The following is a 26,704-nucleotide window of genomic DNA, read 5'->3' on the forward strand; positions in this document are numbered from 1 at the left end:
GATGACGGCGGCGACACTCGAAAACGGTCTCAAGGCGTCCGCGGCGCGCGGCAGCGCGGCACGCGCGCGCCTGCTGCGCGGGTTGCTGCCGGCGCTGTCGCTGGCGCTGGTGCTCATCGCCATCGCCTGGCTCAACCCGCGCGCCATCAGCTATTTCGGCTTCAGCCTGATGCTGAACCTGGCGATCCCGATCGCGCTGGCGACGATCGCGCAGATGTTCGTCATCGCGGGCAACGAACTCGACCTGTCGATCGGCACCTTCGTCGGTTTCGTCGGCTGCGTCACCGCGACCTGGCTGAAGGACGCTCCGCTGATCGGCGTCGCCATACTGCTCGGCTCGATCGGCATCTATGCGCTGCTCGGGGCGCTGATCCATCTGCGCAATTTGCCGTCGATCGTGGTGACGCTCGGCATGAGCTTCGTCTGGCAGGGGCTGGCCATTCTCGTGCTGCCCAAGCCGGGCGGCAAGGCGCCGGACTGGCTGCTGGCGATCATGTCCTTCAAGCCGCCTTTCGTGCCGTTTCCGATCATCGCGGCGCTGCTGATCGGGCTCATCGTCCATTTCGGCCTGATGCGGACCTCCTATGGCGTGATCCTGCGCGGCTCCGGCGGCAATCCGGCCGCGCTCAAGCGCGCCGGCTGGTCGCTGCTCAAGACCAAGATCGTGCTGTTCGCGCTGGCCGGCCTGTTCGGCGTGCTGTCCGGCATGGCGCTGATCGGCATCACCACCTCGGCCGATGCCAATATCGGCAATGGCTACACGCTGCTGGCGATCGCCGGCGTCATCCTCGGCGGCGGCGAGTTCGTCGGCGGCCGGGTGTCGCCGATCGGCGCGGTGATCGGCGCGCTGACGCTGGCGCTGGCCGCTTCGCCGCTGCTCACCTTCATGCACATTCCGCCCGACTGGCAGGTTGCCGCCAACGGCGCCATCCTCATCATCGTGCTGGCGGCGCGGGTGCTGATCAGCCGCAGGGAGAGGTAAGCGATGGCATGGGTGAAATCGCTGGCCGGCAAACCGTGGATCTGGTCGTTCGTCGGCGCGCTCGTGGTGTGGCTGGCGACGATCGCCTTCACCGGCGGCTATGGCGGCGGCGGCATGGTCACGGCGGCGCTGTCGCTCGCCGTGTTCACGGTCATCGTCGGTGTCGGCCAGATGTTCGTCATCACGCTCGGCCCGGGCAATGTCGACCTGTCGCTGCCGGCCAATATCGGTCTTGCCAGCGCGGTCGCGATGAAGGTGATGGGCGGCAGCGATTCCATGATCGTGGTCGGCCTGCTGGCGGCGCTCGCCTGCGGGGCGGCGATCGGCGCGGCCAACTACCTGCTGATCTGGGCGCTGCGCATCCCACCGATCATCGCCACGCTGTCGGCGAGCTTCATCATCCAGTCGATCGATATCAGCTATGGGCGCGGGCTACAGATCAAGCCGCCGCCGGGCTTCGCCAATTTCGCCAACTGGCAGATCCTGGGCGTTCCGGTGCTGGCGATCCTCACCGTGCTGTTTACCATCGGTGCGGCCATCGCGTTGCAGCGCATGATCTATGGCCGCTCGGTGTTGGCGATCGGCCAGAACATCCGCGCCGCCTGGCTCGCCGGCGTCAATGTCGGCCGCATCCGCTTCCTCACCTACACGCTGTCGGGCGCGCTCGGCGGCATCGACGGCGCGCTGCTCGCCGGCTATTTCCGCGGCGCCAATGTCGATATCGGCAATGAATATCTGCTGGCCTCGATTGCCGTGGTGGTCATCGGCGGCACGTCGGTCGCCGGCGGCAAGGCCAATGTGCCGGGCGTCTGGGGCGCGGCGCTGTTTTTGGTACTTCTGCTGACCATGCTCAACACCTTTGGGGTCAGTGCCGGCGTGCGGCTGCTGCTGACGGGGCTGATTATCGTTGGCGTGATCACGGCGGCGGGTGGGGAGAGGGCGGTTCGGTAGTATTTTGCGCCTTCGCCGCGCTACAGCCCTTCCGGACAAGCATTGTGCCAGTGCGACGCGCGGTTCCCATTCGCGGCGCGGCCTAGTAAACCCTCCCGATCGCAGCCGGTCTCGGGAGGTTCAGCTTGTCCAGTTTTGTCAGTGTCACCAGGGACAATGATGTCGCCGTCGTCACCATCGAAAATCCGCCGGTCAACGCGCTGAGTTTTCATGTCCGTGAGCCACTGATGCAGGCGCTGGTTGCCCTGCGCGACGATGCTTCGGTCGCGGCAATCGTCATCGCCTGCGCCGGCCGGACGTTCGTCGCCGGCGCCGACATCACGGAGTTCGGCAAGCCGATGCAGCCGCCGGAGTTGCGTGCCATCGTCGCCATGCTGGAAACCATCGCCAAGCCGACCGTTGCCGCCATCCACGGCACCGCGCTCGGCGGCGGCCTGGAACTGGCGCTCGGCTGTCATTTCCGTGTCGCTGACGCGCACGCCAGGCTTGGCCTTCCCGAAGTGAAGCTCGGGCTCTTGCCGGGTGGCGGTGGCACAGTGCGGCTGCCGCGCCTGGTCGGCCCGGTGAAGGCATTGAAGATGATCGTTTCGGGCACGCCGATCGGTGCGGAGGAGGCGCATGCCGCCGGTCTCATCGATGCCATTTTCGAAGGCGATCTGCCCACACATACCGTGAACTTCGCCAGGGAGTTGGCCCGCAAGGGTGGTCCCTTCACGCCGGTGCGTGATCGCGATGACCGCCTCAAGGAAACCGACCTGGCGGCCTTCGATGCCGAAGTGGCCGATCTTGCCAGGAAGGCGCGCGGCCTCGAGGCGCCGATCGCCTGCGCGCAAGCGGTGCGCAATGCCGTCACGCTGCCCTTCGACGAAGCGCTGGCGGCGGAACGGGCGCTGTTCGCTGGACTGGTCGCCAGCGATCAGTCGCGCGCGCAGCGGCACCTGTTCTTCGCCGAACGTGAGGCGGCAAAGGTTCCCGGCAAGGACATCGTCAAGCGCAGGATCGCGCGTGTCGGCGTCATCGGCGCCGGCACGATGGGCGGCGGCATCGCCATGGCCTTCGCCAATGGCGGTTTTTCGGTCACCTTGCTGGAGACCAGCGAGGAAGCGCTGCAACGCGGGCTGGCTACGATCGAGAAGAACTATGCCGTCTCCGTTTCGCGCGGCTCCCTGGCCGAGGACGCCAAGCGTCAGCGGCTCGCCCAGTTCAAGGGTGCCACAGACTATGCCGATCTCGCCGACTGCGACCTGATCGTCGAGGCGGTGTTCGAGGACATGGCGGTGAAGAAGGAGGTGTTCGGCAAGCTCGATGCGGTGGCCAGGCCGGGCGCGATCCTTGCCACCAACACCTCCTATCTCGACATCAACGAAATCGCCGCCTCGGTCTCGCGGCCGCAGGACGTGGTCGGCCTGCATTTCTTTTCGCCGGCCAATGTCATGAAGCTGCTGGAAATCGTGCGGGCCGACAAGACCGCGCCGGATGCGCTGGCGACCGTCGTCGACCTGGCGCGGCGGATCGGCAAGGTGGCCGTCGTCGTCGGCGTCTGCCACGGCTTCGTCGGCAACCGCATGCTGGCGGCACGGGGTTCGGAGTCGGAAGAGCTTCTCCTGGAGGGTGCGACACCCAGCCAGATCGACAAGGCCTTCACCGATTTCGGCTGGCCGATGGGGCCGTTCCAGATGGGCGATCTCGCCGGCCTCGACATTGGCTGGCGCAACCGCAAGGCGCGCGGCCAGACGGCCGTCATCGCCGACACGCTGTGCGAGCAAGGGCGCTTCGGCCAGAAGACCGGCCGAGGCTTCTATCTCTACGAGGCCGGCGCGCGGTCAGGCATTCCCGATCCCGAGGTGGAGGCGCTGATCCGCGACAAGGCGGCCGAGCGCGGCATCGAACCGCGCGCGATCGGTGCGGACGAAATCATCGAGCGCACGCTTTATCCGTTGGTCAACGAGGGCGCGAAGATTCTCGAGGAAGGCATAGCTGCCCGTGCATCCGACATCGATGTTGTCTGGGTCAATGGCTACGGTTTTCCAATCGGCAAGGGCGGCCCGATGTTCTGGGCCGGCCTCGAAGGCGCGGCCAGGATCGTCGAGCGGCTCGAGCATTGGCACCAACAGACCGGCAAGGATGTGTTCAAGCCGGCCCCGCGGCTTAAAGCGATGGCTGAGACCGGCTCCTGGGAGGCCGGCGCGACGGGCTGATCACACGGCGGTCGATGAGCGATTTCGTCCGCACGACTGCCGTGGTCTCACGGGGTATTGGTCGAAGCGATCGAAGCGTAAATGCGCTTGGCGCGCCCTTGCCACGCCGTAGCTTTCACACGTGCTTGCGGCCGCCGGCCTCGCGGAACCAACTGTCGGGGTAGGGATACCACCATTCCTGGATCACCGGCTTGTGGTCGATGATGACCATCTTGGAGCGGCGGAAGGCATCGAGCCCCTGGCGGCCGAGTTCTCGGCCGAGGCCGGAAGCCTTCCAGCCGCCGAAGGGCAGGGCGTCATTGTCGATCAGCGGGTTGTTGACCCAGACCATGCCGGCCTCGAGCCGTTCGGCGGCCTCATGCGCCTCGGCGAGATCAGTGGTGAAGACGGAAGCGCCAAGCCCGAACGGGCTGTCATTGGCAAGCCGTATCGCCTCGTCGAAATTTTTCACCCGGCAGATCGCGGCGACCGGGCCAAAGCATTCTTCGCGCACGATCGCCATCTCCGGGGTGACGCCGGTCAGGATCGTCGGTTCGTAGAACCAGCCGGTGTTGTGCGCCGGCGGGATGCGCCCGCCGGTGACTGCGGTGGCGCCGTTGCGGATGGCATCGTCGACCAGCCGCATGACCTTGGTGCGAGCGGCCTCGCTGACCAGCGGGCCGATCTCGGTCTTGTCCATGCCGTTGCCGATGCGCAGCGCACGCGCCCGTTCAGCGAAAAGCGCGACGAAGCGATCATGAACGGCGTCGACGACGAAGAAGCGCTCTGCCGAGGTGCAGACCTGGCCGGTGAGATGGAAGGCGGCGGTGACGCTGCCGGCCGCCGCAACCTCCAGCGGCGCGTGCTCGCTGATGATCAGCGGATCGCTGCCGCCGGCCTCGATGACGCAAGGCTTCATGCGCTCGGCGCAGGCGACCGCGACGGCCTTGCCGGCGGCGACCGAGCCGGTGAAGGCAACGGCATGGGTGCGGTCGGAGGCAATCAGCGCCTGCGCCGTGGCCGCTCCGCCGGGCAGGCAGGAGACCAGACCTTCGGGCAGCGAGCGGAACACGGTCATGTAGTCCAGCGTCGACAGCGTCGTCGCCTCGGCCGGCTTGATGATGCAGGCGTTGCCGGCGGCGAGCGAAGCCGCCACCGTCCAGCACATCAGCAGGATCGGGAAATTGTAGGGCATGATGTGGACGGACACGCCGTAAGGTTCGTATCGCGCATACTGGAACGAACCAGCCTGCGTTGTGCCGGCGATCTTGCCGGCATCGTCGCGCGCCATCTCGGCATAGTAGCGGAAGATCGGCGCGCAATTGGCGATCTCGCCGATGGCTTCCGGATAGGGCTTGCCCATCTCGCGCACCATCAGTTCCGCGCAACGCGTGAAGTCGGCCGCCTCGATGGCGTTGGCGACGGCGTGCAGGTGCTTGGCCCTGCTTTTGGCGTCGAGCTTCTTCCAGGCGGCCTGCGCCTTGGTCGCGGCGGTTAGCGCGGCGTCGATCTCGCCGTCGCTGGCCGCGGCGATCGCGCCGACGGTTTCCAGCGTCGCGGGGTCGATCACCGGTTTTGCCGCGGCAGTCATCGGCCGGTAGTCCGGATTGACGAAGAAGGTCGGCCGGTCAGGGGAGAAGTTCATGGACATCCTCTCGGATCCGATCAGCGGATCATGTAGACCTTCTTGATCGTCTCATGGACGGTGCAGACGCCCTTCCAGTCCTGCGGGAAGAAGGCGGCCGTGTCCGGCTCGATCTCGATGACCTCGCCGGATTCATGCACATAGGTGCAGCTTCCTTCGAGGAAGTGGCAGAATTCGTCGCGGGTCACATGGCAGTGCCATTTGCCTGGTGTGCAGACCCATAGACCGCATTCGGAGCGGCCTTCCGGCCCTTTGTAGAGCAGCTTGCCCGAGGTGTGGGATTGCCCCTCGATCATGGTCGGGATGACGCCCCAGTCGACGAGGTCGGTGACGGCGAGCGGCGATTGCATGATTGGCGTGGTCATAGGGATGTCCTCGAAAGAGTGCTCAGCGGCACATGAAAGCCTTGGTCAACGTTTGGGTGATGATGGAAATGCCGGCCCAGCCGGAGGGAAAGAACACCAGTGTGCCGGCCTCGACCGGAATCTGTTCGCCGTTCTCATGGACGTAGGTGCCGTGCCCCGACAGGAAGTGGCAGAACTCGTCCGACGCAAAGGTCACCTTGCGGGTGCCCGGCGTGCACGACCACAGGCCGCATTCGCTCGAACCGTCCGGGTTTTGCGACAGGATCCTGCCCGACGCGCGTGGCGCGCCGGCAAGCGTGTTGGTGCCCGCGCCCCAATCCTCCAGTTCCACGGTCGAGGCCTTCGGCCAATGCGGTGTCGGCATGTCTTGCTCCTGTGCAGCGGATTCTTGCTTGAGCATGATCTTGTCCGAAAACCGGTTCCCACTTTTCGGGATCATGCTTTCACGCCAGCATGTAGACGTTGCGCATGGTCTCATGCACCGTGCATTCGCCCGTCCAGCCGGCGGGGAACATGACCACGGTCCCGGCCGAGACTTCTATCATTTCGCCGACATCCGAGCGGTAGGTCGCGTGGCCGGCGACGAAATGGCACAATTCGTCGCGCGGGATCGAGAGCCGCCAGCGGCCAGGCGTGCACACCCAGATGCCGGATTCCGGCTGGTTGTTGGGCCCCTTGTGCAGGAGTTTGCCGGTGGAGTGCGAAGTGCCTGCCAGCGCATCCGACTGAATGCCCCAGTCGACGAGGTCGGTCCGGGTGGAGGCTTGGTGGAGGTGCGGGGCGGAGGAGGTCATGGCTGTGCTCCATAATCAAACGCGATCCGTTGCCGCTCTACGAGGCCCCCCTCTGTCCTGCCGGACATCTCCCCCCTCAAGGGGGGAGATTGGCAGTTTCTGCGGCGGCGCATTCCTTACGACCTTCGTGATTGGCGAAACCAATGGTGACAGCCGATCTCCCCCCTTGAGGGGGAGATGGCCGGCAGGCCAGAGGGGGGCGCCTTGGCTCGGCATATCAATCATCTCGATCACAGCAGCGCCTCCAGCAACCCCGCCGCCTTCTCAGGCCCGTTCTGCGCGTGCATCTGCGTGGATGTTTTCGCCAGCTTCGCTTTCATGGCCGGATCGGTCAGGCAAGCCTCGATCTTTGCGACCAGCTCCGCATGGGTCCAGTCGTAGCGCGGCATGCCGAAGCCGTGGCCGGTTTCCTCGACGCGGGTGGCGTTGTCGTGGCCGTCCCAGACATAAGGCATGATGATCGCCGGTCTGCCGAAATAGAGGCACTCGGTGAACGAGTTGTTGCCGCCATGGTGAATAACGGCATCGACCTGCGGGATGACCGAGGGCTGCGGAAACCAGCTGTCGACGATGACGTTGCCGGGCACGTCCGTGTACTGGTCCTTGTAGCCGCCGACATTGACCAGCGCGCGGTAGCGTGTGTTGCCCAGCGTCGCGATGATGCGCTTCAACAGCTCGACATCGCCGGCGCCGAGGCTGCCGAAGGAGACGTAGAGCAGCGGCCCGTCATTGTTCTTCGCGAAGGTCGGCACCGTATAGGGCTTCTCCTGGCGCACGCAGCCTTCGAGATACTGGAATTTCACCGGGTCGAGCGGATGGCGGCGCCTGAACTTGGCCGCCTCGGGATAAAGCAGCAGGTTCAGATGGGGCGAGGCCTCGAAGAACTGGCCGATCGGATAGGGCGCCTCGTTGTTGGCGGTGAGGAAGGCGTTGAAGTCGTCATGGATCGGCTTGATCACCGCGTTGAAATGATCGCGGTAGCGCTGGTGTCCGGCATGGTCGTTCTCGCCGCAGCCTGAGAGATGGGGCGGGATGTCCTCGTCCTCGATCTCGTTTTCCGAACAGGAGATGACCCGCACCCACGGCCTGCCGTACTGCTTGATCGCCGGGAACAGGATGACGTTGTCGACGCAGATGACATCAGGCTTGATCTCAGCCAGGACGCGCGGCAGGTCCTTCTGCGCCCATTTGGCGCTGTCGACGATCGCGGTCCAGCAATCCTTGACGTAATTGTCGACCTGGTCGTAGGGCGATTTGCGGAAATTCGGGATGTGGCCGTTGATGAAATCCTCCCAGAATTTCGCCATCTGCTCTGGCGGCATCGGCTCGGACAGGTTCACCGGATGCGCCTCGAAGCCGTAGCCCTTGTAGACGTCGACGAAGCCGGGATCGGACAGGAACACGGCTCTGTGGCCGCGCGCCTCGACGGCTTGCGCGATGCCGACGGAATTGAGCGCCGGGCCGTAGGCGGCTTCTGGAAAAAACGCGATCGTCTTCTGCGCCATCAGGCTTCTCCTGTTATTCTGCAAAAATTCTGACGTCGGCGGCGTCCCAGCCGAGTTCGACCTGGTCGCCTGACGAAACCGGCCGGCGATCGGCGGCGTCTGCGGTGACACGCACCAGGAACGGTTTGGACGACAGCGGCGTGCGGACATGCAGCTGCAAGTCGAGCCCTTGATAGGCCAGCGCCTCGACCGTTCCGGTGGTGCGGTTGGCGGTGTCTGCTGACGGGAACAGTCGGATGCGTTCGGGCCGCACCGAGGCCACCGCCGATGCACCGGTCGAAAGCGCTGCCGGAAGTTTGCCGGCGATGCGCGAACCATTCGCGGCCATCACGCCGTCGGCGGCGGCCTTGCCCGGCACGAAATTCATCACGCCGATGAAATCGGCGACGAAGCGATCCGCCGGATGCTCGTAGATCGTATGCGGCGTGTCGCATTGCAGCAGCTTGCCGTCCTTCAGCACCGCCATGCGGTCGGCCATGACAAGCGATTCCTCCTGGTCGTGGGTGACGATGACGAAAGTGATGCCGACCTCGTGCTGCAGGCGCTTCAATTCCAATTGCATGGCGCCGCGCAGCTTCTTGTCGAGCGCGCCGAGCGGCTCGTCGAGCAGCAGCAGCCTTGGCCGCTTGACCAGGGCACGGGCGAGCGCGACGCGCTGCTTCTGGCCGCCGGACAATTGCTCCGGCTTGCGGTCGGCGAAGGGGACGAGTTCGGTGGTTGCCAGAATGGCGTCGACCCGGGAGCGGATTTCTCCAGCCGGCAAACGCTCCATCTCCAGGCCATAGGACACATTGGCCCGAACACTCATGTGCGGGAACAGCGCGTAGGACTGGAACATCAGGTTGACCGGCCGCTTGTTGGGTGGGGTGCGGACAATGTCGCGGCCGTCGAGCAGGATACGGCCGCCATTTGGCGTCTCGAAGCCGGCCAGCATGCGTAGCAGCGTGGTCTTGCCGCAGCCGGAGGGCCCGAGCAGCGCGAAGAACTCGTTCTCGCGGATATCGAGCGAGATGCCATCGACGGCGGTGACGCGGCCAAAATTCTTCGACACATGATCGATGGCCAACAGCGTGCGCGGTTCGCTCATTGGCCGATAATCCCACGGTTGAGCCGCTGCGACAGGGTGAGCGCGGTGATCGAGACCGCCATGACGATGGTGGCCAGCGCGTTGATCTCCGGCGTGATGCCGAAGCGAATCATGGCGTAGATCTGCATTGGCAATGTCGTCGAGGCGCGTCCGGCTCCGGCGGTGAAGAAGGCGATGATGAACTCGTCGACCGACAGCGTGAAGGCAAGCAGGGCTCCGGCGACCACCGCCGGCAGGATGACCGGCAAGGTCACGCGCCGGAAGGTGGTGAGCGCGGAGGCCCCGAGGTCGGCTGAGGCTTCGACGATCGACCAGTCGAAACTCTTCAGTCTTGCCCGTACCACGGAGCAGACGAAGGCGAGGTTGAAGACGACATGGGCGAGGATGATGGTGTGCAGGCCCATGGTCAGGTTGAGCATGGAAAAGAACGACAGCAGCGCGATCGCGAGCACGATGTCGGGGATGATCATCGGTGCGAAGATCAGCGCTTCGAGCCCCTTGCCATATTGCCGGCGCATCTCGACGCCGATCGCCAGCAGCGTGCCGAGCAAGGTGGCGATGGCTGTCGAGACCAGCGCCACGATCAGCGTGTTGAGCGCGGCGGACAGGATCGCGGAATTGCCGGACAGCGAGACATACCATTTCAGCGAAAAGCCCGACCATGCCGTCGGCAGACCGCCCTCGTTGAAGGACAGCGCTACCAGGACGGCGATCGGGATGTAGAGGAAGGCGAAGACGAGAACGAGGACCGTCCGCATGCTGAGAGTGCGAGTAAAGGATTGATTCATCTCGTACCTCCGGTTGCTTGGAGTCGAGTGAACGAGCTGCGTCCTTCTCCCCGTTCACGGGGAGAAGATGCCGGCAGGCAGATGAGGGGCAGCGCTGAGCATGGCAAAGACTGGCGCCACCCCTCATCCGCCCCTTCGGGGCACCTTCTCCCCGTAAACGGGGAGAAGGCAAGGATTGCGCCGCGCTCAGCCATCGGAATTGCCTTTCGCCTCAGCCGCACGCCCCGAAGCGCGATTGGCAGCGATCGCTTGCACCATCAGCACCAGCAGCATGATGGCGATCAGCGCCATGGCCAACGCCGCGCCGAAGGGCCAGTCATTGGCGGTCAGGAACTGGTCGTAGACGAGGTTGCCGATCATCTGGAAGCGGCCGCCGCCGAGCAGAGCCGGGGTGACGAAATTGCCGATCGAAAGCACGAAGACGAAGACCGCGCCGGCGGCGATGCCGGGCAAGGTCAGCGGCAGGATGACACGGCGGAATGTGGTCATGGCGGAAGCGCCAAGATCGCGCGAGGCCTCGGCGAGTTCCGGGTTGAGGCGCGACAGCGGCGCGTAGCAGGCGAGGATGACGAAGGGCAAATAGTTGTAGACCAGGCCGGCGATGACGGCGCCTTCGGTGTAGAGCATCGATGGCGGCTCGCCGGTGTAGCCGAACCAGCGCAAGAGCTGCGTGATCAACCCTTCGCGGTTGAGCAGGACGATCCAGGCATAGGTGCGGATCAGATAGTTGGACCAGAACGGCAGCACGGCGAAGAACAGGAACACTGGCTGCCACCGGCGCGGCGCGGCCGCGATCGCGTAGGCGGCGGCATAGCCGATCACCACCGCGATGAGGGTCGCGGTCCCGGCGATGCGCGCCGATTTGAGGAAGATGCCGGCATAGAGCGGGTCGAAGACCAGCCCGAAATTCTCCAGCGTGAAAGTGTAGTCGATGCCGCCATAGATACCGCGCCGGAAGAAGGCGAGCGCCAGCACCAGCGCGCAGGGAATCACCATCAGCGCGGTCAGCCAGACCAGCGCCGGCGTCATCAGGAGGGCGCTGCGGGAGGGGAGGTGTTTCACGAAGCGCCCCCCTCTGCCCTGCCGGGCATCTCCCCCTCAAGGGGGGAGATTGGCTGTGGCATCGCCTTCGTCAATCTCCAATGCTTAAGGGCGAGCGGAACATCAGAACTGCTGATCTCCCCCCTTGAGGGGGAGATGGCCGGCAGGCCAGAGGGGGGCGCCACGGAACGCACGCTTAATTCAAGACTAACGCCTACTGCGCGGCCTTGATCTCGCTGACGATCTTGGAATAGTCGCGCTGGGCTTCGCCGACGTCACGCAGCTGCTCGAACTTGACGAGGTCGGCCACCGGCATCGCCATGTTCGGGAACTTCGCCAGGAAGTCGGCCGGCAGGCTCTCCATCGCCGGCTTGTTCGGCACCTTGTAGTCGATGTTCTGCGCCGCCCAGGCGTGGTTCTTGGCGTCGAGCATGAAGTTGATGAACTGGAAGGCGGCGTCCTTGTTGGCGGAAGCCTTCATCACCACCATCGTGTCGACCCAGAGGTCCGAGCCTTCCTTGGGAATGACGTATTTGATCTCGGGCTTGTCGGCGATGCCGTAGTTGCACCAGCCGTCCCAGGCCTGCACCATCAAGGCCTCGCCGGACACCAGCTTGGAATAGAAGGTGGTGTCGTCATAGGCGAGCAGGGTCTTCTTGGCCGAGATCAAGAGGTCCTTGACCTCGGCCATCTTGGCCGGGTCGGTCTCGTTGACGGAAAACCCCTTGTCGAGCTGGCCGGCGGCGAGCAGCCAACGATCGGTCGCCAGCATGGTGGTCTTGCCCTTCAAAGCATCGGAGGGCGCCAACAGGTCGCTCCAGCTCGTGGGCGCGGTCTTCACCAGGTCGGAGCGGTAGCAAAGGCCCGTGGTGCCCCAGGTGTAAGGCACGGAGAAAGTGTTGCCGACATCGTGCGGCAGCTTGGTCGCTTCCGGGTAGAGGTTGGCGAGGTTGGGGATCTTGGCATGGTCCATCGGCTCGGTCAGGCCAAGCTTGTTCAGCACTTCGGCGAAGGGCGAGGAGACGAAGACCACGTCATAGCCCTTGCCGCCGGCGGCAATCAGCTTGCCCATGATTTCTTCATTGGTGGCGTGCACCACCACTTCGCCGGAAACGCCGGTCGCGGTCTTGAAGGCGGCCATGGCATCGGGCGCCATGTAGCCGTCCCAGTTGGAAATGACGAGGTCGGCGGCGACAGCCGGCGCCGACAGCGCCATGGCGAGGCCGAGAGCGATTGAAGAGACCTTGAGCGCACGGCGCCGCGGGCTGGTAGCGGTCATGGCAGACTCCCATTCGGGTTGATCGTCGAATTCTGTGTTGGACCCGGCGCGATCTGTCTCGCGGCTCCGATCCTGTTCCCTCGGTCTTTTTCCTGCCGATTGTCCGCACAGTACTATTGCAGAAAAAAGTACGTCAATCCATAATTTGACAAGTGACCGAGGAATCTGGGCGACCGAGCAATCCAGCCGATTGCGTCCGGGAAGCCGATCGGTCAAATCATGCAAGTCACGTCCGCCCAACGAGAACTGTCATGCAAGCCGCAGCCCGACGACCTCGCACCAACCATCTCGACCTGGCGCAGCGCATCCTGGATGTGGCGCGCCAGCGCGGCTTTGGGCCGGGCGCCCGCCTGCCCGAGCAGCAGATCGCCTCGCTGTGCAATGTCTCGCGCACGCCGGTAAGGGCGGCGCTCAGCCTGCTCGCGGAGCGGGGTGTCGTGCGCTGGGAGGCGGATACAGGCTATCATCTGGCCGTAGACCTCGCCGCGCAGCCGGCCATATCGGCCGAACTGCCCATTACCGAGGAAGACGAACTCGCCGAGGCGATCCTGCGCGACCGGTCAGCGCGCAGGCTGGACCAGACGGTGACCGCCGCCGGGTTGATGCGACGGTACAGCGCCGAGAGAAAGACGGTACTAAAAGCGCTTAATAAACTGACGGAAGAGAATCTGCTCGATCGTGCGCCGGGCCAGTCCTGGCTTTTCCGCCGCACGCCTGATGATCCGGAGGCGCAAGGCGAAAGCTACGAGTTCCGCTTGCTGCTGGAGCCGGCGGCGATCCTGACGCCCGGCTTTCGGCTGGATGGCGCGCGGGCGGCGGCGTTACGCCAAGGCATGGACGCGCTGTCGGCGCTGCCGGATGCCACGTTCGATACGCGCGAGTTCCAGCGGCTGGACATCGATTTCCATGGCATGATCGCCGAGGGCAGCGCCAACCGCTTCGTCGCCGATGCACTGGCCGATCATCTCAGGCTGCGCCGGCTGCCCGGCATCTATGCCGGCGTCAACGTGTTCAGGCTGCGGCAATCGCTGCTGGAACATTTGAACATACTCGACCATCTCGAAAGCCGGCAGTATGAGGTGGCTGCCGATCTGCTTCGCATTCACCTGCGGCTTTCCCGCAACCAGCGACCGCAAGCGGCCAGCCGCGGGGCGCCCGCGCTGTTCGGCATGATCAGCCGGCCGGAATGACGAGGATTAATTGACGCGTAAAGCCAGCCCGACCATCGCGCTGTTTCCCGAAGCAAGCTTCGGCGCGGCATTGAATTGCGTCGGTATCGCGCAGGCGTTGCGCGCCAAGGGTGCCCGGCCCGTCTTTATCTGCCATGCCGGCTTCTCCGGCGTCTTTGCCGACTATGGTTTCCAGGAATACCAGCTGCCGACCGACGAGCCGCTGAGCGACAGCGAGCGCCAGAGCTACTGGCAGGCTTTCGTGCGCCGGCACCTGCCGCATTTCCGGCTGAGCCCGATCGACCAGCTCGAAACCTATGTCGCGCCGACATGGCAGGCGATCGTCGACACCGCTGTCAATGCCGAGGCGCCTTTGCGCCAATTGCTGGGGCGGCTGAAGCCGGATGCGATCGTGCTCGACAATGTCATCATGTTCCCGGCCATTGCCGCCCCCGGTTGTCCATGGGTGCGTGTCGTCTCCTGCGCCGAGACGGAACTGCCGGACGCTGAAGTGCCGCCCTACCTTTCGGGAATGGGTGCCGATGACCCGCAACGCGCGGCGTTCGAGGCTCGCTATCTCGCCGCCTCGGCGCCGGCGCATGATCGGTTCAACCGTTTTCGCGTGGATGCCGGCCTGGCGCCGCTGCCGAAAGGCCTGTTCCTGGAGACGTCGCCCGACCTCAATCTGCTGCTAACGCCGGCAATCGTGCGCCGCGAGCGCGCCGCGCCGCTCGATCCGGAGCGCTTCGTCTATCTCGAAGGTTGCGTGCGTTCGGAAGGGCCGTTCGAGGTGCCGGTGTTCCCGCGCAACAAGGGGCCGCTGGTCTATGTCAGCTTCGGCAGCCTCGGCGCCATGGATGTCGGGCTGATCGAGCGGATGCTCGCCGTGTTCGACAGGCTGCCGACGCGCTTCATCGTCAATGTCGGCGGGTTGCGCGACGCCTATCGCGCGGTGCCGGACAATGTCTATCTCGACGCCTGGTTTCCGCAGCCCTCGGTGGTGGCGAAGTCCGACCTGTTCATCCACCACGGCGGCAACAACAGCTTTTGCGAGGCGCTGCGCTTCGGCGTGCCGTCGCTGATCATGCCCTATTGCTGGGACGGACACGACAATGCGCGCCGCGCCGAGGAGACCGGCACCGGCGACCATATAGGCCGTGACGGCTGGACCGAAGGAGTATTGGAGAAAGCCATTCTCGGCCTGCTGGCCGATGACGCCATGCGCGCCCGCCTGAAGGGGAATGCAGCCCAGATGGCCCTGAAACCCGGAACGGACGTGGCCGCGCAAGCCATACTCTCCCTGATACGGACATGAACGAAATGCCTGACAAGAACACGAATACCGCGACAAACGATCCCAAGGCCTGGCTGGCCCAGCACGGCATCAATGAGGTCGAATGCCTGGTGCCCGACATGAACGGCGTGCTGCGCGGCAAGGCCCTGCCGACTGCGAAGTTCCTCAAGGCGTTGGAAGACCGCGCTCTCTATCTGCCGAGCAGCGCCTTTCTGGTCAGCATCGACGGCCGCTATTCCGGCTCGATCGACGAGGGTTTTGCCTATTCGGACCCGGACATGCGCATGGTGCCCGACGTCTCGACGCTCAGCCTGGCGCCCGGCGCCGCCGCGGGAAAGGCCTATGTTTTCGCCGATGCCTTCCACATGGACGGCAGGCCATGGATGGCCTCGCCGCGCCATGTCCTGCGCGCCGTTATCGACCTCTACCGCCAGCGCGGCTGGCGCGCGGTGGTGGCGCCGGAGCTTGAATTCTATCTCACCGCGCCCAACCCCGATCCGGACAAGCCGCTGACCGCCCCGATCGGCAGCAATGGCCGCGCGGAGGGCGTGCAGCATCCCTATGACATGGCCGCGCTCGAGGAGTTCGAGCCGGTGATCCGCCGCATCTACGATCATGCGGCGGCCGCCGGACTGCCGCTCGACACGCTGATCCATGAATCGGGCACGGCACAGCTGGAGATCAACTTCCTGCATGGCGACGCACTGCCGCTGGCCGACAAGGTGCTTTTGTTCAAGCGGCTGACGCGCCAGGCGGCGCAGCAATGCGGCATGCACGCCACCTTCATGGCCAAGCCGATCGCGGCGCAGGCGGGCAGCTCGATGCATCTGCACATGTCCGTCATCGCCGAGGCCGGCAACACGCTGTTTGCCGGCAATGACGATGCCGATACCGAGATGTTCGGCCATTTCATCGGTGGGCTGCAGAGATACGTGCCGGAGATCATGCCGCTGTTTGCGCCCAACGTGAATTCATTCCGCCGCATAAGGCCAAACCACAGCGCGCCGGCCAACATCGAGTGGTCGCACGACAACCGCTCCTGCGGCCTACGCGTGCCGGCCGGCGGGCGCGCGGCGCGGCGGGTGGAGAACCGCTTGCCGGGTGCCGATTCCAATCCCTATCTTGCGATCGCCGGTTCGCTGCTTGCCGGCTATCTCGGCATCGAACAGAAACTGGCGCGCTCGGCCGAAGCGTCGGGCAATGCCTACAAGATCAAAAGTACCCTGCCGAAGACCATGGAGGAGGCGCTGGATCGTTTCGAGGCCTGTGAGCCGGTGCGGAAATTGCTCGGCGAGGATTTCTTCCAGACCTATCTGCGCGTCAAGAGTGTCGAGCTCGACCTGTTCCAGGGCGTGGTGACGAGCTGGGAACGCGACCACCTGCTGCTGAAGGTGTGATCATGGCATCTTCAACGGGTTTCAATTCCGGCCTCGATATCGGCCAATCCTATTATGTCGCCACCGCCAATCCGGCGCCGGACCATCCGGCTCTGGTCGGCGATGTCGAAGCCGATCTGGTGGTCGTCGGCGGCGGCTGCACGGGCCTGTCGGCGGCCCTTCACGCCGCCGAGCGCGGCCTGAAGGTGGTGCTGCTCGAAGGCGGCAAGATCGGCTGGGGCGCGTCTGGCCGCAATGGCGGCCAGATGATTCCGGGCCTGCGCAAGGGTGCCAAGGGGCTGGTCAAGCTCTACGGGGCTGAGCGGGCAAAGGTGCTGTTCGATCTCGCCTTCGAGGCGCGCGGCCTGGTGCTCGACATAATCGAGCGCCATGCCATCGACTGCGATCTCAGGCTGACCGGCCATCTGGTCGGCGCGGTCAACGGTTCCGACCTCAGGGATCTGGAAGAAGAAGCCAAGTGCCTCGACAGTGTGATGAAGTTCCGCGACGTCGAGATCCTGTCGGCTGCGGAGGCCCGGGCCAAGGTCGACACGCCCTATCACGGCGCGATGTACGAGCCGCTCGGCGGCCACATGCATCCGCTGAACTACACGCTCGGCCTTGCCCGCGCAGCCCTGGCCGCCGGCGTCGTCATCCATGAGAATTCGGTGGCCGTGAAGCTGGAGCGCGAACCTTCGATCCGGGTCTCGACATCGAAGGGATCGGTGCGGGCCAAGCATGTCGTGCTGGCGGGCGATGCGCTGCTCAACGGGCTGGAGCCGCGCGTCAACAGCCGCATCATGCCTGTCGGAAACTACATCGTCGCCACCGAGCCGCTGGAAGGCGCGCGCAACGTCATCCCGGCCAATGTCGCGGTGTCCGACACGCGCTTCGTCGTCAACTACTACCGCATGTCGGCGGATGGGCGGTTGCTGTTCGGCGGCGGCGAGCGCTACACGCCATCGCCGCCGGCCGATATTGCCGGCTTCGTACGGCCGCACATGGAAGCCACGTTCCCGCAGCTCAAGGACGTTCGCATCGATCATGCCTGGGGCGGGCTGGTGTCGGTGACCACATCGCGACTGCCGCATGTCGGGCACTATGGCGAGGTCTATTTCGCCCACGGCTATTCCGGCAAGGGCGTCATCTTGTCGACGCTGTCGGGCAAGCTGCTCGCCGAAGCGATCACCGGCGACGTGTCACGGCTCGATTTGTTCTCGACGCTGACCCCGATGCCGTTCCCCGGCGGCACGGCGCTGCGCGGGCCGCTCTATGTGCTGGGCATGCTGTGGTACGCGATGCGGGACCGTATCAAGCATTGAGGGTTGTGAAATGTCGGCGGGCCAGCACCCCCCTCTGTCCTGCCGGACATCTCCCCCGCAAAGGGGGAGATTGGCAGGTTCGGCGCTGCGCTCACCTTACAACAGTGTAGATTGGCGAAACCCGAGATAACAACTGATCTCCCTCCTTGCCGAGGAGATGGCCGGCAGGCCAGAGGGGGGTGCTGTCCCGCCGACGTTGAAGGTTGGCAAGTCCTCTTAAACGACGAAAAAATCCTCAATCCGCTTTCTGGCCTCAAGCAGCGCCGGCAGGATTTCCCGCTCCATCTCCGCGACAGAAAACCGCGCCGATTGCGTCGAGACGTTGATCGCCGCGACCGTGCTCCCTGAGCGGTCGCGGATCGGCACGGCTATCGAGCGCAGGCCGAGTTCCAGTTCCTCGTCGACGATGGCAAAGCCCTCGGCCTTCGCCTTGCCGATGGCCTCGACCAGCAATTTCTTGTCGGTGATCGTCTTCGGCGTGCGTCTCTCGACGGTCGCCTGGCGGAGGAACGCGTCCAATTCCCCTGGTGTCAGGCCGCCCAGCAGGATGCGTCCCATCGAGGTGCAATAGGCCGGCAGCCTGGTGCCGACATCGAGCGACACGCTGAGGATGCGGCGGCCGGGAATGCGGGCGACATAGACGACGTCCGGGCCCGACAGGATCGCCGCCGAGCAGGCCTCGTTCAGCTGTGTCGCAACAGCGCGCATGATGGGCGCGGCGAAGCTCCACAGCGAGCCGCCGCCGAGCCAGGTGCGGGCGACGGTCAGCAGGCGCGGCGACAGCGAGAACACGCGGCCATCCTGGGTGGCGTAGCCGGTCGCAACCAGCGTCAGCAGGAAGCGGCGGGCGCCGGCACGGGTCAGGCCGGCCTCCTCCGCCATTTCGGTCAGCGTCATGCCCTGGGGGTGACGCGCCAGGATTTCCATGACGGCGAGGCCGCGCTCGAGCGAGCCGACATGGTCACGGGAAACGGTCTCTTCGTCCATCGGGCCTCCATGGAAGGGTACCGCTGCCGGGATTGACTCCGCGTCTTCGACCAGCTTAAAAAGTATCACATATTAAACATATGTTCGCAATACGAACTTTTTGTACGTGGAGCCGATGCGATGGTCAAGTTCCTGCCGCTCAAACGGGCCATTGCGGAGAACCTCAACAATGGCGACTCCGTCGCCTTCGAGGGCTTCACCCATCTGATCCCGACGGCGGCGGCGCATGAGGCGATCCGCCAGGGTTTTTCCGACCTGACCCTGATCCGCATGACGCCGGACCTGATCTACGACCAGATGATCGGCATGGGCATGGCCAAGAAGATCATCTTCTCCTATGTCGGCAATCCCGGCGTCGGCCTGCTGCGGCGCGTACGCGATGCCATCGAGAATGGTTTTCCGAGACCCATCGAGGTCGAGGAGCACAGTCATGCCGGCATGGCCAATGCCTATGAGGCGGGTGCTGCCGGTCTGCCCTGCGCGATGTTCCGCGGCTATCGCGGCGCGGGCCTTGCGGAGGTCAACCCGAACATCAAATCCGTCACGTGCCCGTTCACAGGTGAGGTGCTGGCCGCCGTTCCCTCGATCCGGCCCGACGTCACCTTCATCCATGCGCAGAAGGCCGACCGGAAAGGCAATGTGCTGGTCGAAGGCATCATCGGCATCCAGAAGGAAGCCGTGCTGGCAGCCAGGCGTGCGGTTGTAACGGTGGAGGAGGTGGTCGACAATTTCGACGACCTGCACCCCAATCTGACCGTGCTGCCGCGCTGGACCATCGCGGCGATATCGGTCGTGCCGGGCGGCTCGCATCCGTCCTACGCGCATGGCTATTATGGGCGCGACAATGCCGCCTATCTCGAATGGGACGAGATCGCCGCCGACCGGGAAAAGTTCCAGGCCTGGATGCAGGCGAACGTCATCGAAAAGAGCGCCGACGATTTTGCTGGACGTGTCGAGCATCTGAGGAAAGCGGCATGAGCGACACTCCATTGGCCTTGGGCTTCACCCCCAACGAGATGATGACCATTGCCGCCAGCCGTGCGCTCACAAATGACGATGTCTGCTTCGTCGGCATCGGTGCGCCGTCCGCCGCCTGCAATGTGGCGCGGCTGACGCATGCGCCCGACATCACGCTGATCTACGAAAGCGGCACGATCGGCACCGCGCCGGATGTGCTGCCGCTGTCGATCGGCGATGGCGAATTGTGCGAGACCGCGGTCACTACCGTCGCGGTGCCGGAAATGTTCCGCTACTGGCTGCAGGGCGGCCGCATCTCGATCGGCTTCCTCGGTGCGGCGCAGCTCGACAAGTTCGGCAACATCAACACCACCGTCATCGGCGATTATTTCCACCCGAAGACCCGGCTGCCTGGCGGCGGCGGGGCACCGGAGATCGCGACCTCGTCGAAGGAGATCTACATCACCATGGCGCAGAGCAAGCGCGGCATGGTCGAAAAGATCGACTTCTTCACCTCCTTCGGCCATGGCGAGGGCGGCGATCATCGCAGGCGTCTCGGCATCGACACGGCTGGGCCAACCTTGCTGATCACCGATCTCGCGATCTGGAAGCCCGATCCGGTGACCAAGGAGTTCACCGTCGTTTCGCTGCATCCGGGTGTCTCGCGCCAGCAGGTGCAGGAGAGCTGTGGCTGGGTGGTTAAGTTCGCCGAGGCGCTTGACGAAACGCCACCGCCAAGTGAACTCGAACTCAAGACATTGCGCGACCTGCAGGCCCGCACCAAGGCGGCGCATGAAGGAACCGGAAAAACAAGGACTGCATGACATGGCCGAGGCCTATATCTGCGATTACATCCGCACGCCGATCGGCCGCTTCGGCGGTTCGCTGTCCTCGGTGCGATCAGACGATCTCGGCGCCATCCCGCTGAAGGCGCTGGTCGAGCGTAACGCCGGCATCGACTGGCAGGCGATGGACGACGTCGTCTACGGCTGTGCCAACCAGGCCGGCGAGGATAACCGCAACGTGGCGCGCATGGCGCTGCTCTTGGCCGGCCTGCCGAAGGAAATCCCGGGCTCGACCGTCAACCGGCTGTGCGGCTCCGGCATGGATGCGCTGACCATCGCCGCACGCGCGATCAAGGCCGGCGAGGCGGAGCTGATGATCGCCGGCGGTGTCGAATCGATGAGCCGCGCACCCTTCGTCATGCCGAAGGCCGACACGGCGTTTTCGCGCAATGCCGAGATTTACGACACCACGATCGGCTGGCGCTTCGTCAACCCGCTGATGAAGAAGCAATATGGCGTCGATTCCATGCCGGAAACCGGCGAGAATGTGGCGGAAGACTTCGCCGTCTCCCGCGCCGACCAGGACGCCTTTGCCGTGCGCAGCCAGGACAAGGCAGTCGCCGCACAGGCCAATGGCCGGTTGGCGAAGGAGATCAGGGAGGTAACCATCCCGCAGCGCAAGGGCGATGCGGTGGTCGTCTCGAAGGATGAGCATCCCCGCGCCGGCACCACGGTGGAGACGCTGGCCAAATTGCCGACGCCGTTCCGGCAAGGCGGCACGGTGACGGCCGGCAATGCGTCCGGCGTCAATGACGGGGCGGCAGCGCTGATCGTCGCCTCCGAGGCCGCCGTGAAGAAATACGGCCTGACGCCGATCGCCCGCATCCTTGGCGGGGCCGCCGCTGGTGTGGCACCACGCATCATGGGCATCGGCCCGGCGCCAGCAACGCAGAAGCTTTGCGCGCGGCTCGGCCTGACGCCGCAACAGTTCGATGTCATCGAGCTCAACGAAGCCTTTGCCTCGCAAGGCATCGCCGTATTGCGCCAGCTCGGCATCGCCGAGGATGCACCGCACGTCAACCCGAATGGCGGCGCCATCGCGCTCGGCCATCCCCTGGGCATGTCGGGCGCCCGCATCTCCGGCACCGCTGCGCTGGAGCTGCGGGAACGCGGCGGACGCTACGGCCTGGCCACCATGTGCATCGGCGTCGGCCAGGGCATCGCCATCGCGCTCGAACGGGCCTGATCGCAGGTTTCTTGGCCGGCCAGAATCAAGACCGGATTGGGCGCGCCATCAAATTTGACCATGTGGACAAAAGTCCGGACCCGTTCCATAGTTGCCCGTCTGATTTTTAGAACGGCCGGCTCGACACGGTTGTCGAACAGAGGGGACTGCAATGGATAACCGGAAGAACAAATCTCATTCCGCCCGCGAAGGTCTGTCGCGACGCAATGTGCTTGAGCTCGGCGCGCTTGGCCTGGCCGCGGTCATGCTGCCGGGTGCCGCCTTCGCCAAGGACAAGAAACTGAAGGTGGCGGCGATCTTCGCCACGCCGATCGAGGAGCCATGGGACAACCAGATCCATGTCGCCTTGCAGAAGGCCGAGAAGGAACTCGGCATCGAATACAAATGGTCCGAGAAAGTGCAGACCGCCGATTTTAGCCGCGTCATGCGCGAATATGCGCAAGGCGGCTATCAGCTGGTGCTGGGCGATGCCTTCGCCGCCGAGCGTGAATCGCGGCGCACCGCCAAGCAGTTCCCGAAGACCGCCTGGCTGTTCGGCTCGGGCGCCGGCCCCGCCGATCCCAATTTCGGCGTCTTCGACAACTGGATCCACGAGCCGGCCTATCTGTCAGGCATGATCGCCGGCAAGATGTCGAAGTCGGGCACCATCGGCGCCGTCGCGGCGATGGGCATCCCGGAGGTGAACCGGCTGGTCAACGCCTTCTTCGCCGGGGCCAAGGAGGTCAATCCGAACATCAAGAAGAAGGTCGCCTTCATCGGTTCCTTCTTCGACCCGCCGAAGGCCAAGGAAGCCGCTGTCGCGCAGATCGATGCCGGCGCCGACGTCATCTACGCCGAGCGCTTCGGCGTCATCGAAGCGGCTGTGGAAAAGAAGGTGTTCGCCATCTCCAACATGTCCGACCAGTCGAGCCTTGGCCCGGACACGGTCATCACCGGCCCGGTCTGGGACATGTATCCGACGGTCGAACAGGCGATCAAGCTGGTCAAGGCCGGCGTCTTCACCGCGCAGGACTATGGTGACTTCTCGCGCATGGCCAAGGGCGGATCGTTCCTGGCGCCGTATCACAAGTTCGACAAGACGCTGCCGGCCGACGTGAAGGATCTGGTCGAGAAGAAGAAGGCCGAGATTCTGGAGGGCAATTTCCGGGTGGATGTGGACGAGAACACGCCGGTTTCGGATTGAGTTCTGGTCTTTAGGGGTTGGTGCTAGGCGCCCCCCTCTGTCCTGCCGGACATCTCCCCCTCAAGGGGGGAGATTGGCAGCTTTGTCGGCGGCACCCTTATTCGGCGTGGAAAATTGGCGAAAGCCGAAAGTGACATCCGATCTCCGCCCTTGAGGGGGAGATGGCCGGCAGGCCAGAGGGGGGCGCCTCGCGCATCCCCATCAATCAAAGCTGGATCACAAAGCCAAGTCTGATCAGGAGTATCCTTGTCCTTGCCCGCCCCACTCATCGAAATGCGCGGCATCACCAAGCGCTTCGGCGCCGTCAAGGCGAACGAGGCTGTCGACTTGAGTGTCGCGCCTGGTGAAATCCTCGGGCTGCTGGGCGAGAACGGCGCCGGCAAGACGACGCTGATGAATGTGCTGTTCGGCGCCTATGCGCCCGACGCCGGCGAGATCCTAATCCAGGGCCGGCCGGTGCGCATCACCAGTTCGGCCGATGCGCTGGCTTCAGGCATCGGCATGGTGCATCAGCATTTTCACCTCGCGCCACGGCTGACGGTGCTGGAAAACCTGCTGATCGGCATTCCCGGCAAGGCGGGGCGGACCGACCGCGCCGGCGGGCTGGCGCGGCTCGCCGAAATCGGCCGCCAGCATGGGCTGACGCTCAATCCCGACCTGCCGGTCTCGGCGCTGTCGGTCGGCGAGCAGCAGCGGCTCGAAATCGTCAAGGCGCTGTTTCGCGGCGCCAGGCTTTTGATCCTCGACGAACCGACGGCGGTGCTGGCGCCCAGCGAGGTCGACGGGCTGTTTTCGGCGCTGCGCTCGATGGCGGCGCAAGGGCTCGGCATCATCTTCATCTCGCACAAGCTCAACGAGGTGCGCGCGCTCACTCACCGCTGCACGGTGCTGCGGCATGGCCGTGTCGCCGGGCGCGTCGACGATCCCGCCAACATAACGTCGGCCGCCATGGCGCAACTGATGTGCGGCCACGAGATCGTGCCGCCGGCGCGGGGGCCATCGACGCCTGGTGCTGCGGTGCTGACGCTCGACGGTATTTCCACCGCGCGGCATTCGGGCACGGCGCTGCGCGACGTGTCGCTTGCTGTGCGCGCTGGCGAGATCCTCGGCATCGCCGGCGTGTCGGGCAATGGCCAGCGGGCGCTGGCCGAGGTGATTTCGGGCGTGCGCGCGCCCGACGCCGGCCGGATGACGATCGCCGGCAGCGAGGTCACGCGGTTCTCGCCGCGCGAGGTGCAGGCTTTCGGTCTCGGCCGCATCCCGGAAGACCGCATGACCACCGGGTTGGTCACCAATTTGCCGCTCGCCGATTCCATGGTGCTGCCGCGCATCGGCACGGCGGCGTTCAGCAGCAAGGGCCTGCTCAAGCCGGATGCGATCCGCGCCTTCGCCGAAGCCCAGATCAAGGCCTATGATATCAGGTGTCCTGGGCCGATGACGCGCGCCGGGGCGCTGTCTGGCGGCAATTTGCAGAAGGCGCTTTTGGCGCGCGAGCTCGCCTTCGACCCGAAGGTCTTGATCGTTTCGCAGCCGACACGCGGCCTCGACATCGGTGCGGCTCGTTTCATCCACGAAAAGTTCCTCGACATGCGGGCCAAGGGCTGCGGCATCATCGTCATCGGCGAGGATCTCGAGGAACTGCTGGTGCTCTGCGACCGTATCGCGGTGATGTATGAGGGCCGCATCGCCGGCACGCTCGACAGCGCCGATGCAACGATCGCGCGGCTTGGGCTGATGATGACCGGGGCGGAGGGGCATAGCTGATGTTTCGCCTGGAAGTCCGGACCTCGACGCCCGCATGGTTCAACCTCGCCTTGCCGCTGCTGGCGATCGGCGCGACGTTCATCCTGTGCAGCGGCCTGATCGCGCTGGCCGGTGCCGGCGTGATCGAGGCCTATGGCGTGATGTTCACCGCCTCGCTCGGCGACAGCTATGCGATCACCGAAACCATGGTGCGCGCGGCGCCGATGATCTTCACCGGGCTGGCTGTGGCCGTCGCCTTCCGGGCCAAATTCTGGAACATCGGCGCCGAGGGGCAATTGCTCGCCGGCGCGGTCGCCAGCTGCTTCGTCGGCGCGATCCCGATGCCGGGGCCACTCGCCATGGTCTTGATGGCGGTGGCGGGCGCTGCCGCAGGTGCTGCGGTCGCGCTGGTGCCGGCGACGCTGCGGGTCAAATTCAAGGTCGACGATGTCGTCTCCTCGCTGCTGCTCAACTCGGTCATCTATTACGCGCTGATGGCGCTTATCGAAGGGCCGTGGAAGGATAGTTTCAGCGGCTATCCGATCTCGCCGCCGATCGAGGATTCGGCTAACTTTCCGGTGCTGATAGAGGGCACGCGGCTGCATCTCGGCGTCATCGTGGCGCTGATCGCCGCGCCTTTGATCTGGTTCCTGATCGTGCGCACGACGCTCGGCTTCCGCATCCGGGTCACCGGCGAAAACCCCGAAGCGGCCCGCTACGGCGGCATCCATGTCGAGCGGGTACTGATCTCGACAGCGCTGCTGTCGGGTGCGCTGGCCGGGCTCGCCGGCGTCGGCGAGGTTGGCGGCGTGCATTTCCAGGTGATGAGCGACATCTCGCCGGGCTACGGCTATTCCGGCATCGTCGTTGCCATGCTGGCGCGGCTCAACCCGCTCGGCGTCGCGCCGGCGGCGATCTTCCTGGCCGCCGTGATGACCGGGGCCGAGGCGATGTCGCGCGCGACCGGCGTGCCGGCCTTCCTCAGCGATGTCATCCAGGGCACCGCGCTGCTGGCCATGCTGGTGGCGCTGCTGTTCACCGCCTACCGCATCCGCCGCGTCGGAGTTGTCCGATGAGCGCGGTGTTCGAACAGATTTTTCAGGTCGGCTTCCTGGCCGCGATCATCCGCATTGCCACGCCTTTGGCGTTTGCGACGCTCGGCGAAATGTTCTCCGAGCGGGCCGGCGTGCTCAATCTCGGCATCGAGGGCATCATGCTGCTTTGCGCGATGACCGGCTTCACCGCCACCAGCTTCAGCGGCAGCCTGTGGCTCGGCGTGCTGGTGGCGGTGCTGACGGGCATGCTGATGGGCGCGCTGCACGCGCTGTTCACTGTGGCGCTGGGCTTGAGCCAGCATGTCTGTGGCATCGGCGTCACGCTGTTCTCGTCTGGCCTTGCCTATTTCCTCTACCGGCTGATCTTCGGCCAGCAATCGGTACCGCCCAGCATCAAGGGTTTCCAGACGCTGCCGATCCCGCTGCTGTCGGATGTACCGGTTCTTGGCCCGGCGGTGTTCAACCAGTTCGCGCTGGTCTACATGGCGATCTTGGCCATCCCGCTCGCCGCCTTCGTGCTCCACCGTACGCCATGGGGCCTGTCAGTTCGCATGGTCGGCGAGAACCCGCGTGCCGCCGATTCGGCCGGCGTCAGTGTCATTGCCACCCGCTTCCAGGCGGTCATTCTCGGCGGGGCGCTGATGGGACTGGCCGGCGTCTTCCTGTCGATGGCGCAGTTCAACGCCTTCACCTTCGGCGTCGTCTCCGGACGCGGCTGGGTTGCGATCGCGTTGGTCGTCTTCGGCCGCTGGGATCCGTGGCGCTCGGCGGGCGCGGCGCTGCTGTTCGCCTTCGTCGATGCCTTGCAACTGCGCATGCAGGCGAGCGGCCTCGGGCACATCCCCTACGAAGCGTTCCTGATGCTGCCCTTCATCTTCACCATCGTTGCCATGGCCGTGATGTCACGCAACGCGGTGGCGCCATCGGCGCTGTTGAAGCCGTTTCGCAGGGAGGAGCGTTAGACGAGTAGGGG

General features: G+C 64.9%; 24 protein-coding genes. 14 read left to right on the forward strand and 10 right to left on the reverse strand.

Annotated elements, in window-relative coordinates:
* Position 1 precedes the first annotated feature (1 nt).
* The 3 genes from X743_RS154415 (at position 2) to X743_RS154405 (ending at position 4,131) form a co-directional block, all read left to right on the forward strand.
* Entirely contained in the window at positions 2–982 is a 981-nt protein-coding gene (locus X743_RS154415; protein WP_023765958.1) for an ABC transporter permease, read from the forward strand.
* A gap of 3 nt (positions 983–985) precedes the next feature.
* Positions 986–1,933, forward strand: coding sequence for an ABC transporter permease (locus X743_RS154410; protein WP_023765959.1), 948 nt, complete (start codon positions 986–988; stop codon positions 1,931–1,933).
* 125 nt (positions 1,934–2,058) lie between these two features.
* Positions 2,059–4,131 (forward strand): 3-hydroxyacyl-CoA dehydrogenase NAD-binding domain-containing protein, encoded by a 2,073-nt coding sequence (locus X743_RS154405; RefSeq protein ID WP_023765960.1) that lies wholly within the window; start codon positions 2,059–2,061, stop codon positions 4,129–4,131.
* A gap of 115 nt (positions 4,132–4,246) precedes the next feature.
* On the opposite strand, the gene X743_RS154400 is transcribed toward X743_RS154405, so the two are convergent.
* From X743_RS154400 to X743_RS154360, 9 genes are all read right to left on the reverse strand, one after another.
* Positions 4,247–5,755: an aldehyde dehydrogenase family protein gene (locus X743_RS154400; protein ID WP_023765961.1), complete on the reverse strand. Its 1,509-nt coding sequence runs from the start codon at positions 5,753–5,755 to the stop codon at positions 4,247–4,249.
* A gap of 20 nt (positions 5,756–5,775) precedes the next feature.
* Positions 5,776–6,120: a cupin domain-containing protein gene (locus tag X743_RS154395; RefSeq protein ID WP_013892333.1), complete on the reverse strand. Its 345-nt coding sequence runs from the start codon at positions 6,118–6,120 to the stop codon at positions 5,776–5,778.
* 22 nt (positions 6,121–6,142) lie between these two features.
* Positions 6,143–6,484 (reverse strand): cupin domain-containing protein, encoded by a 342-nt coding sequence (locus X743_RS154390; protein WP_023765962.1) that lies wholly within the window; start codon positions 6,482–6,484, stop codon positions 6,143–6,145.
* A 79-nt stretch (positions 6,485–6,563) separates the two neighbouring features.
* Entirely contained in the window at positions 6,564–6,914 is a 351-nt protein-coding gene (locus X743_RS154385; RefSeq protein ID WP_023765963.1) for a cupin domain-containing protein, read from the reverse strand.
* Between the two features lie 230 nt (positions 6,915–7,144).
* Positions 7,145–8,419 (reverse strand): glycosyltransferase, encoded by a 1,275-nt coding sequence (locus X743_RS154380; RefSeq protein ID WP_023765964.1) that lies wholly within the window; start codon positions 8,417–8,419, stop codon positions 7,145–7,147.
* Positions 8,420–8,432: 13 nt separating this feature from the next.
* Positions 8,433–9,506, reverse strand: a complete 1,074-nt coding sequence (locus tag X743_RS154375; RefSeq protein ID WP_023765965.1) for an ABC transporter ATP-binding protein — start codon at positions 9,504–9,506, stop codon at positions 8,433–8,435.
* Positions 9,503–10,294, reverse strand: a complete 792-nt coding sequence (locus X743_RS154370; protein WP_023765966.1) for an ABC transporter permease — start codon at positions 10,292–10,294, stop codon at positions 9,503–9,505. Before X743_RS154370 ends, X743_RS154375 begins: the two co-directional genes overlap by 4 nt.
* A gap of 186 nt (positions 10,295–10,480) precedes the next feature.
* Positions 10,481–11,323, reverse strand: a complete 843-nt coding sequence (locus X743_RS154365) for an ABC transporter permease (RefSeq protein WP_031257755.1) — start codon at positions 11,321–11,323, stop codon at positions 10,481–10,483.
* A 226-nt stretch (positions 11,324–11,549) separates the two neighbouring features.
* On the reverse strand, positions 11,550–12,614 hold the full coding sequence (locus X743_RS154360) for a spermidine/putrescine ABC transporter substrate-binding protein (RefSeq protein ID WP_023765968.1): 1,065 nt from the start codon (positions 12,612–12,614) through the stop codon (positions 11,550–11,552).
* Positions 12,615–12,865: 251 nt separating this feature from the next.
* Here X743_RS154360 and X743_RS154355 point away from each other — a divergent pair, with 251 nt between their 5' ends.
* The 4 genes from X743_RS154355 to X743_RS154340 are packed head-to-tail and all read left to right on the forward strand — an operon-like array spanning position 12,866 to position 17,775.
* Complete coding sequence (locus tag X743_RS154355; RefSeq protein WP_023765969.1) at positions 12,866–13,804, forward strand: GntR family transcriptional regulator; 939 nt, start codon at positions 12,866–12,868, stop codon at positions 13,802–13,804.
* A 10-nt stretch (positions 13,805–13,814) separates the two neighbouring features.
* Positions 13,815–15,098 (forward strand): glycosyltransferase, encoded by a 1,284-nt coding sequence (locus X743_RS154350; protein ID WP_023765970.1) that lies wholly within the window; start codon positions 13,815–13,817, stop codon positions 15,096–15,098.
* 5 nt (positions 15,099–15,103) lie between these two features.
* Complete coding sequence (locus tag X743_RS154345) at positions 15,104–16,474, forward strand: glutamine synthetase family protein (protein WP_023765971.1); 1,371 nt, start codon at positions 15,104–15,106, stop codon at positions 16,472–16,474.
* A gap of 2 nt (positions 16,475–16,476) precedes the next feature.
* A complete protein-coding gene (locus X743_RS154340) occupies positions 16,477–17,775 on the forward strand; it encodes an FAD-binding oxidoreductase (RefSeq protein ID WP_023765972.1) in 1,299 nt (432 codons plus the stop codon).
* Between the two features lie 216 nt (positions 17,776–17,991).
* Here X743_RS154340 and X743_RS154335 read toward each other — a convergent pair whose 3' ends face one another.
* A complete protein-coding gene (locus X743_RS154335; protein ID WP_023765973.1) occupies positions 17,992–18,762 on the reverse strand; it encodes an IclR family transcriptional regulator in 771 nt (256 codons plus the stop codon).
* Between the two features lie 120 nt (positions 18,763–18,882).
* Here X743_RS154335 and X743_RS154330 point away from each other — a divergent pair, with 120 nt between their 5' ends.
* The 7 genes from X743_RS154330 (at position 18,883) to X743_RS154300 (ending at position 26,693) form a co-directional block, all read left to right on the forward strand.
* A complete protein-coding gene (locus tag X743_RS154330) occupies positions 18,883–19,740 on the forward strand; it encodes a CoA transferase subunit A (protein ID WP_023765974.1) in 858 nt (285 codons plus the stop codon).
* A complete protein-coding gene (locus tag X743_RS154325; RefSeq protein ID WP_023765975.1) occupies positions 19,737–20,543 on the forward strand; it encodes a CoA-transferase subunit beta in 807 nt (268 codons plus the stop codon). The genes X743_RS154330 and X743_RS154325 overlap by 4 nt, the downstream gene beginning before the upstream one ends.
* Position 20,544: 1 nt before the next feature.
* Positions 20,545–21,750 carry a 3-oxoadipyl-CoA thiolase gene (pcaF, locus tag X743_RS154320; RefSeq protein ID WP_023765976.1) on the forward strand — a complete coding sequence of 402 codons (1,206 nt, stop codon included), beginning with the start codon at positions 20,545–20,547 and terminating at the stop codon, positions 21,748–21,750.
* 151 nt (positions 21,751–21,901) lie between these two features.
* Positions 21,902–22,933 (forward strand): BMP family protein, encoded by a 1,032-nt coding sequence (locus X743_RS154315; RefSeq protein WP_023765977.1) that lies wholly within the window; start codon positions 21,902–21,904, stop codon positions 22,931–22,933.
* A 252-nt stretch (positions 22,934–23,185) separates the two neighbouring features.
* Positions 23,186–24,697 (forward strand): ABC transporter ATP-binding protein, encoded by a 1,512-nt coding sequence (locus tag X743_RS154310; RefSeq protein ID WP_084555512.1) that lies wholly within the window; start codon positions 23,186–23,188, stop codon positions 24,695–24,697.
* Positions 24,697–25,752: an ABC transporter permease gene (locus X743_RS154305; RefSeq protein ID WP_023765979.1), complete on the forward strand. Its 1,056-nt coding sequence runs from the start codon at positions 24,697–24,699 to the stop codon at positions 25,750–25,752. Before X743_RS154310 ends, X743_RS154305 begins: the two co-directional genes overlap by 1 nt.
* Positions 25,749–26,693 carry an ABC transporter permease gene (locus X743_RS154300; RefSeq protein WP_023765980.1) on the forward strand — a complete coding sequence of 315 codons (945 nt, stop codon included), beginning with the start codon at positions 25,749–25,751 and terminating at the stop codon, positions 26,691–26,693. The genes X743_RS154305 and X743_RS154300 overlap by 4 nt, the downstream gene beginning before the upstream one ends.
* Positions 26,694–26,704 lie beyond the last annotated feature (11 nt).

Origin of the sequence: Mesorhizobium sp. LNHC232B00 (assembly GCF_000502435.1) — a bacterium.
GTDB lineage: Bacteria > Pseudomonadota > Alphaproteobacteria > Rhizobiales > Rhizobiaceae > Mesorhizobium > Mesorhizobium opportunistum.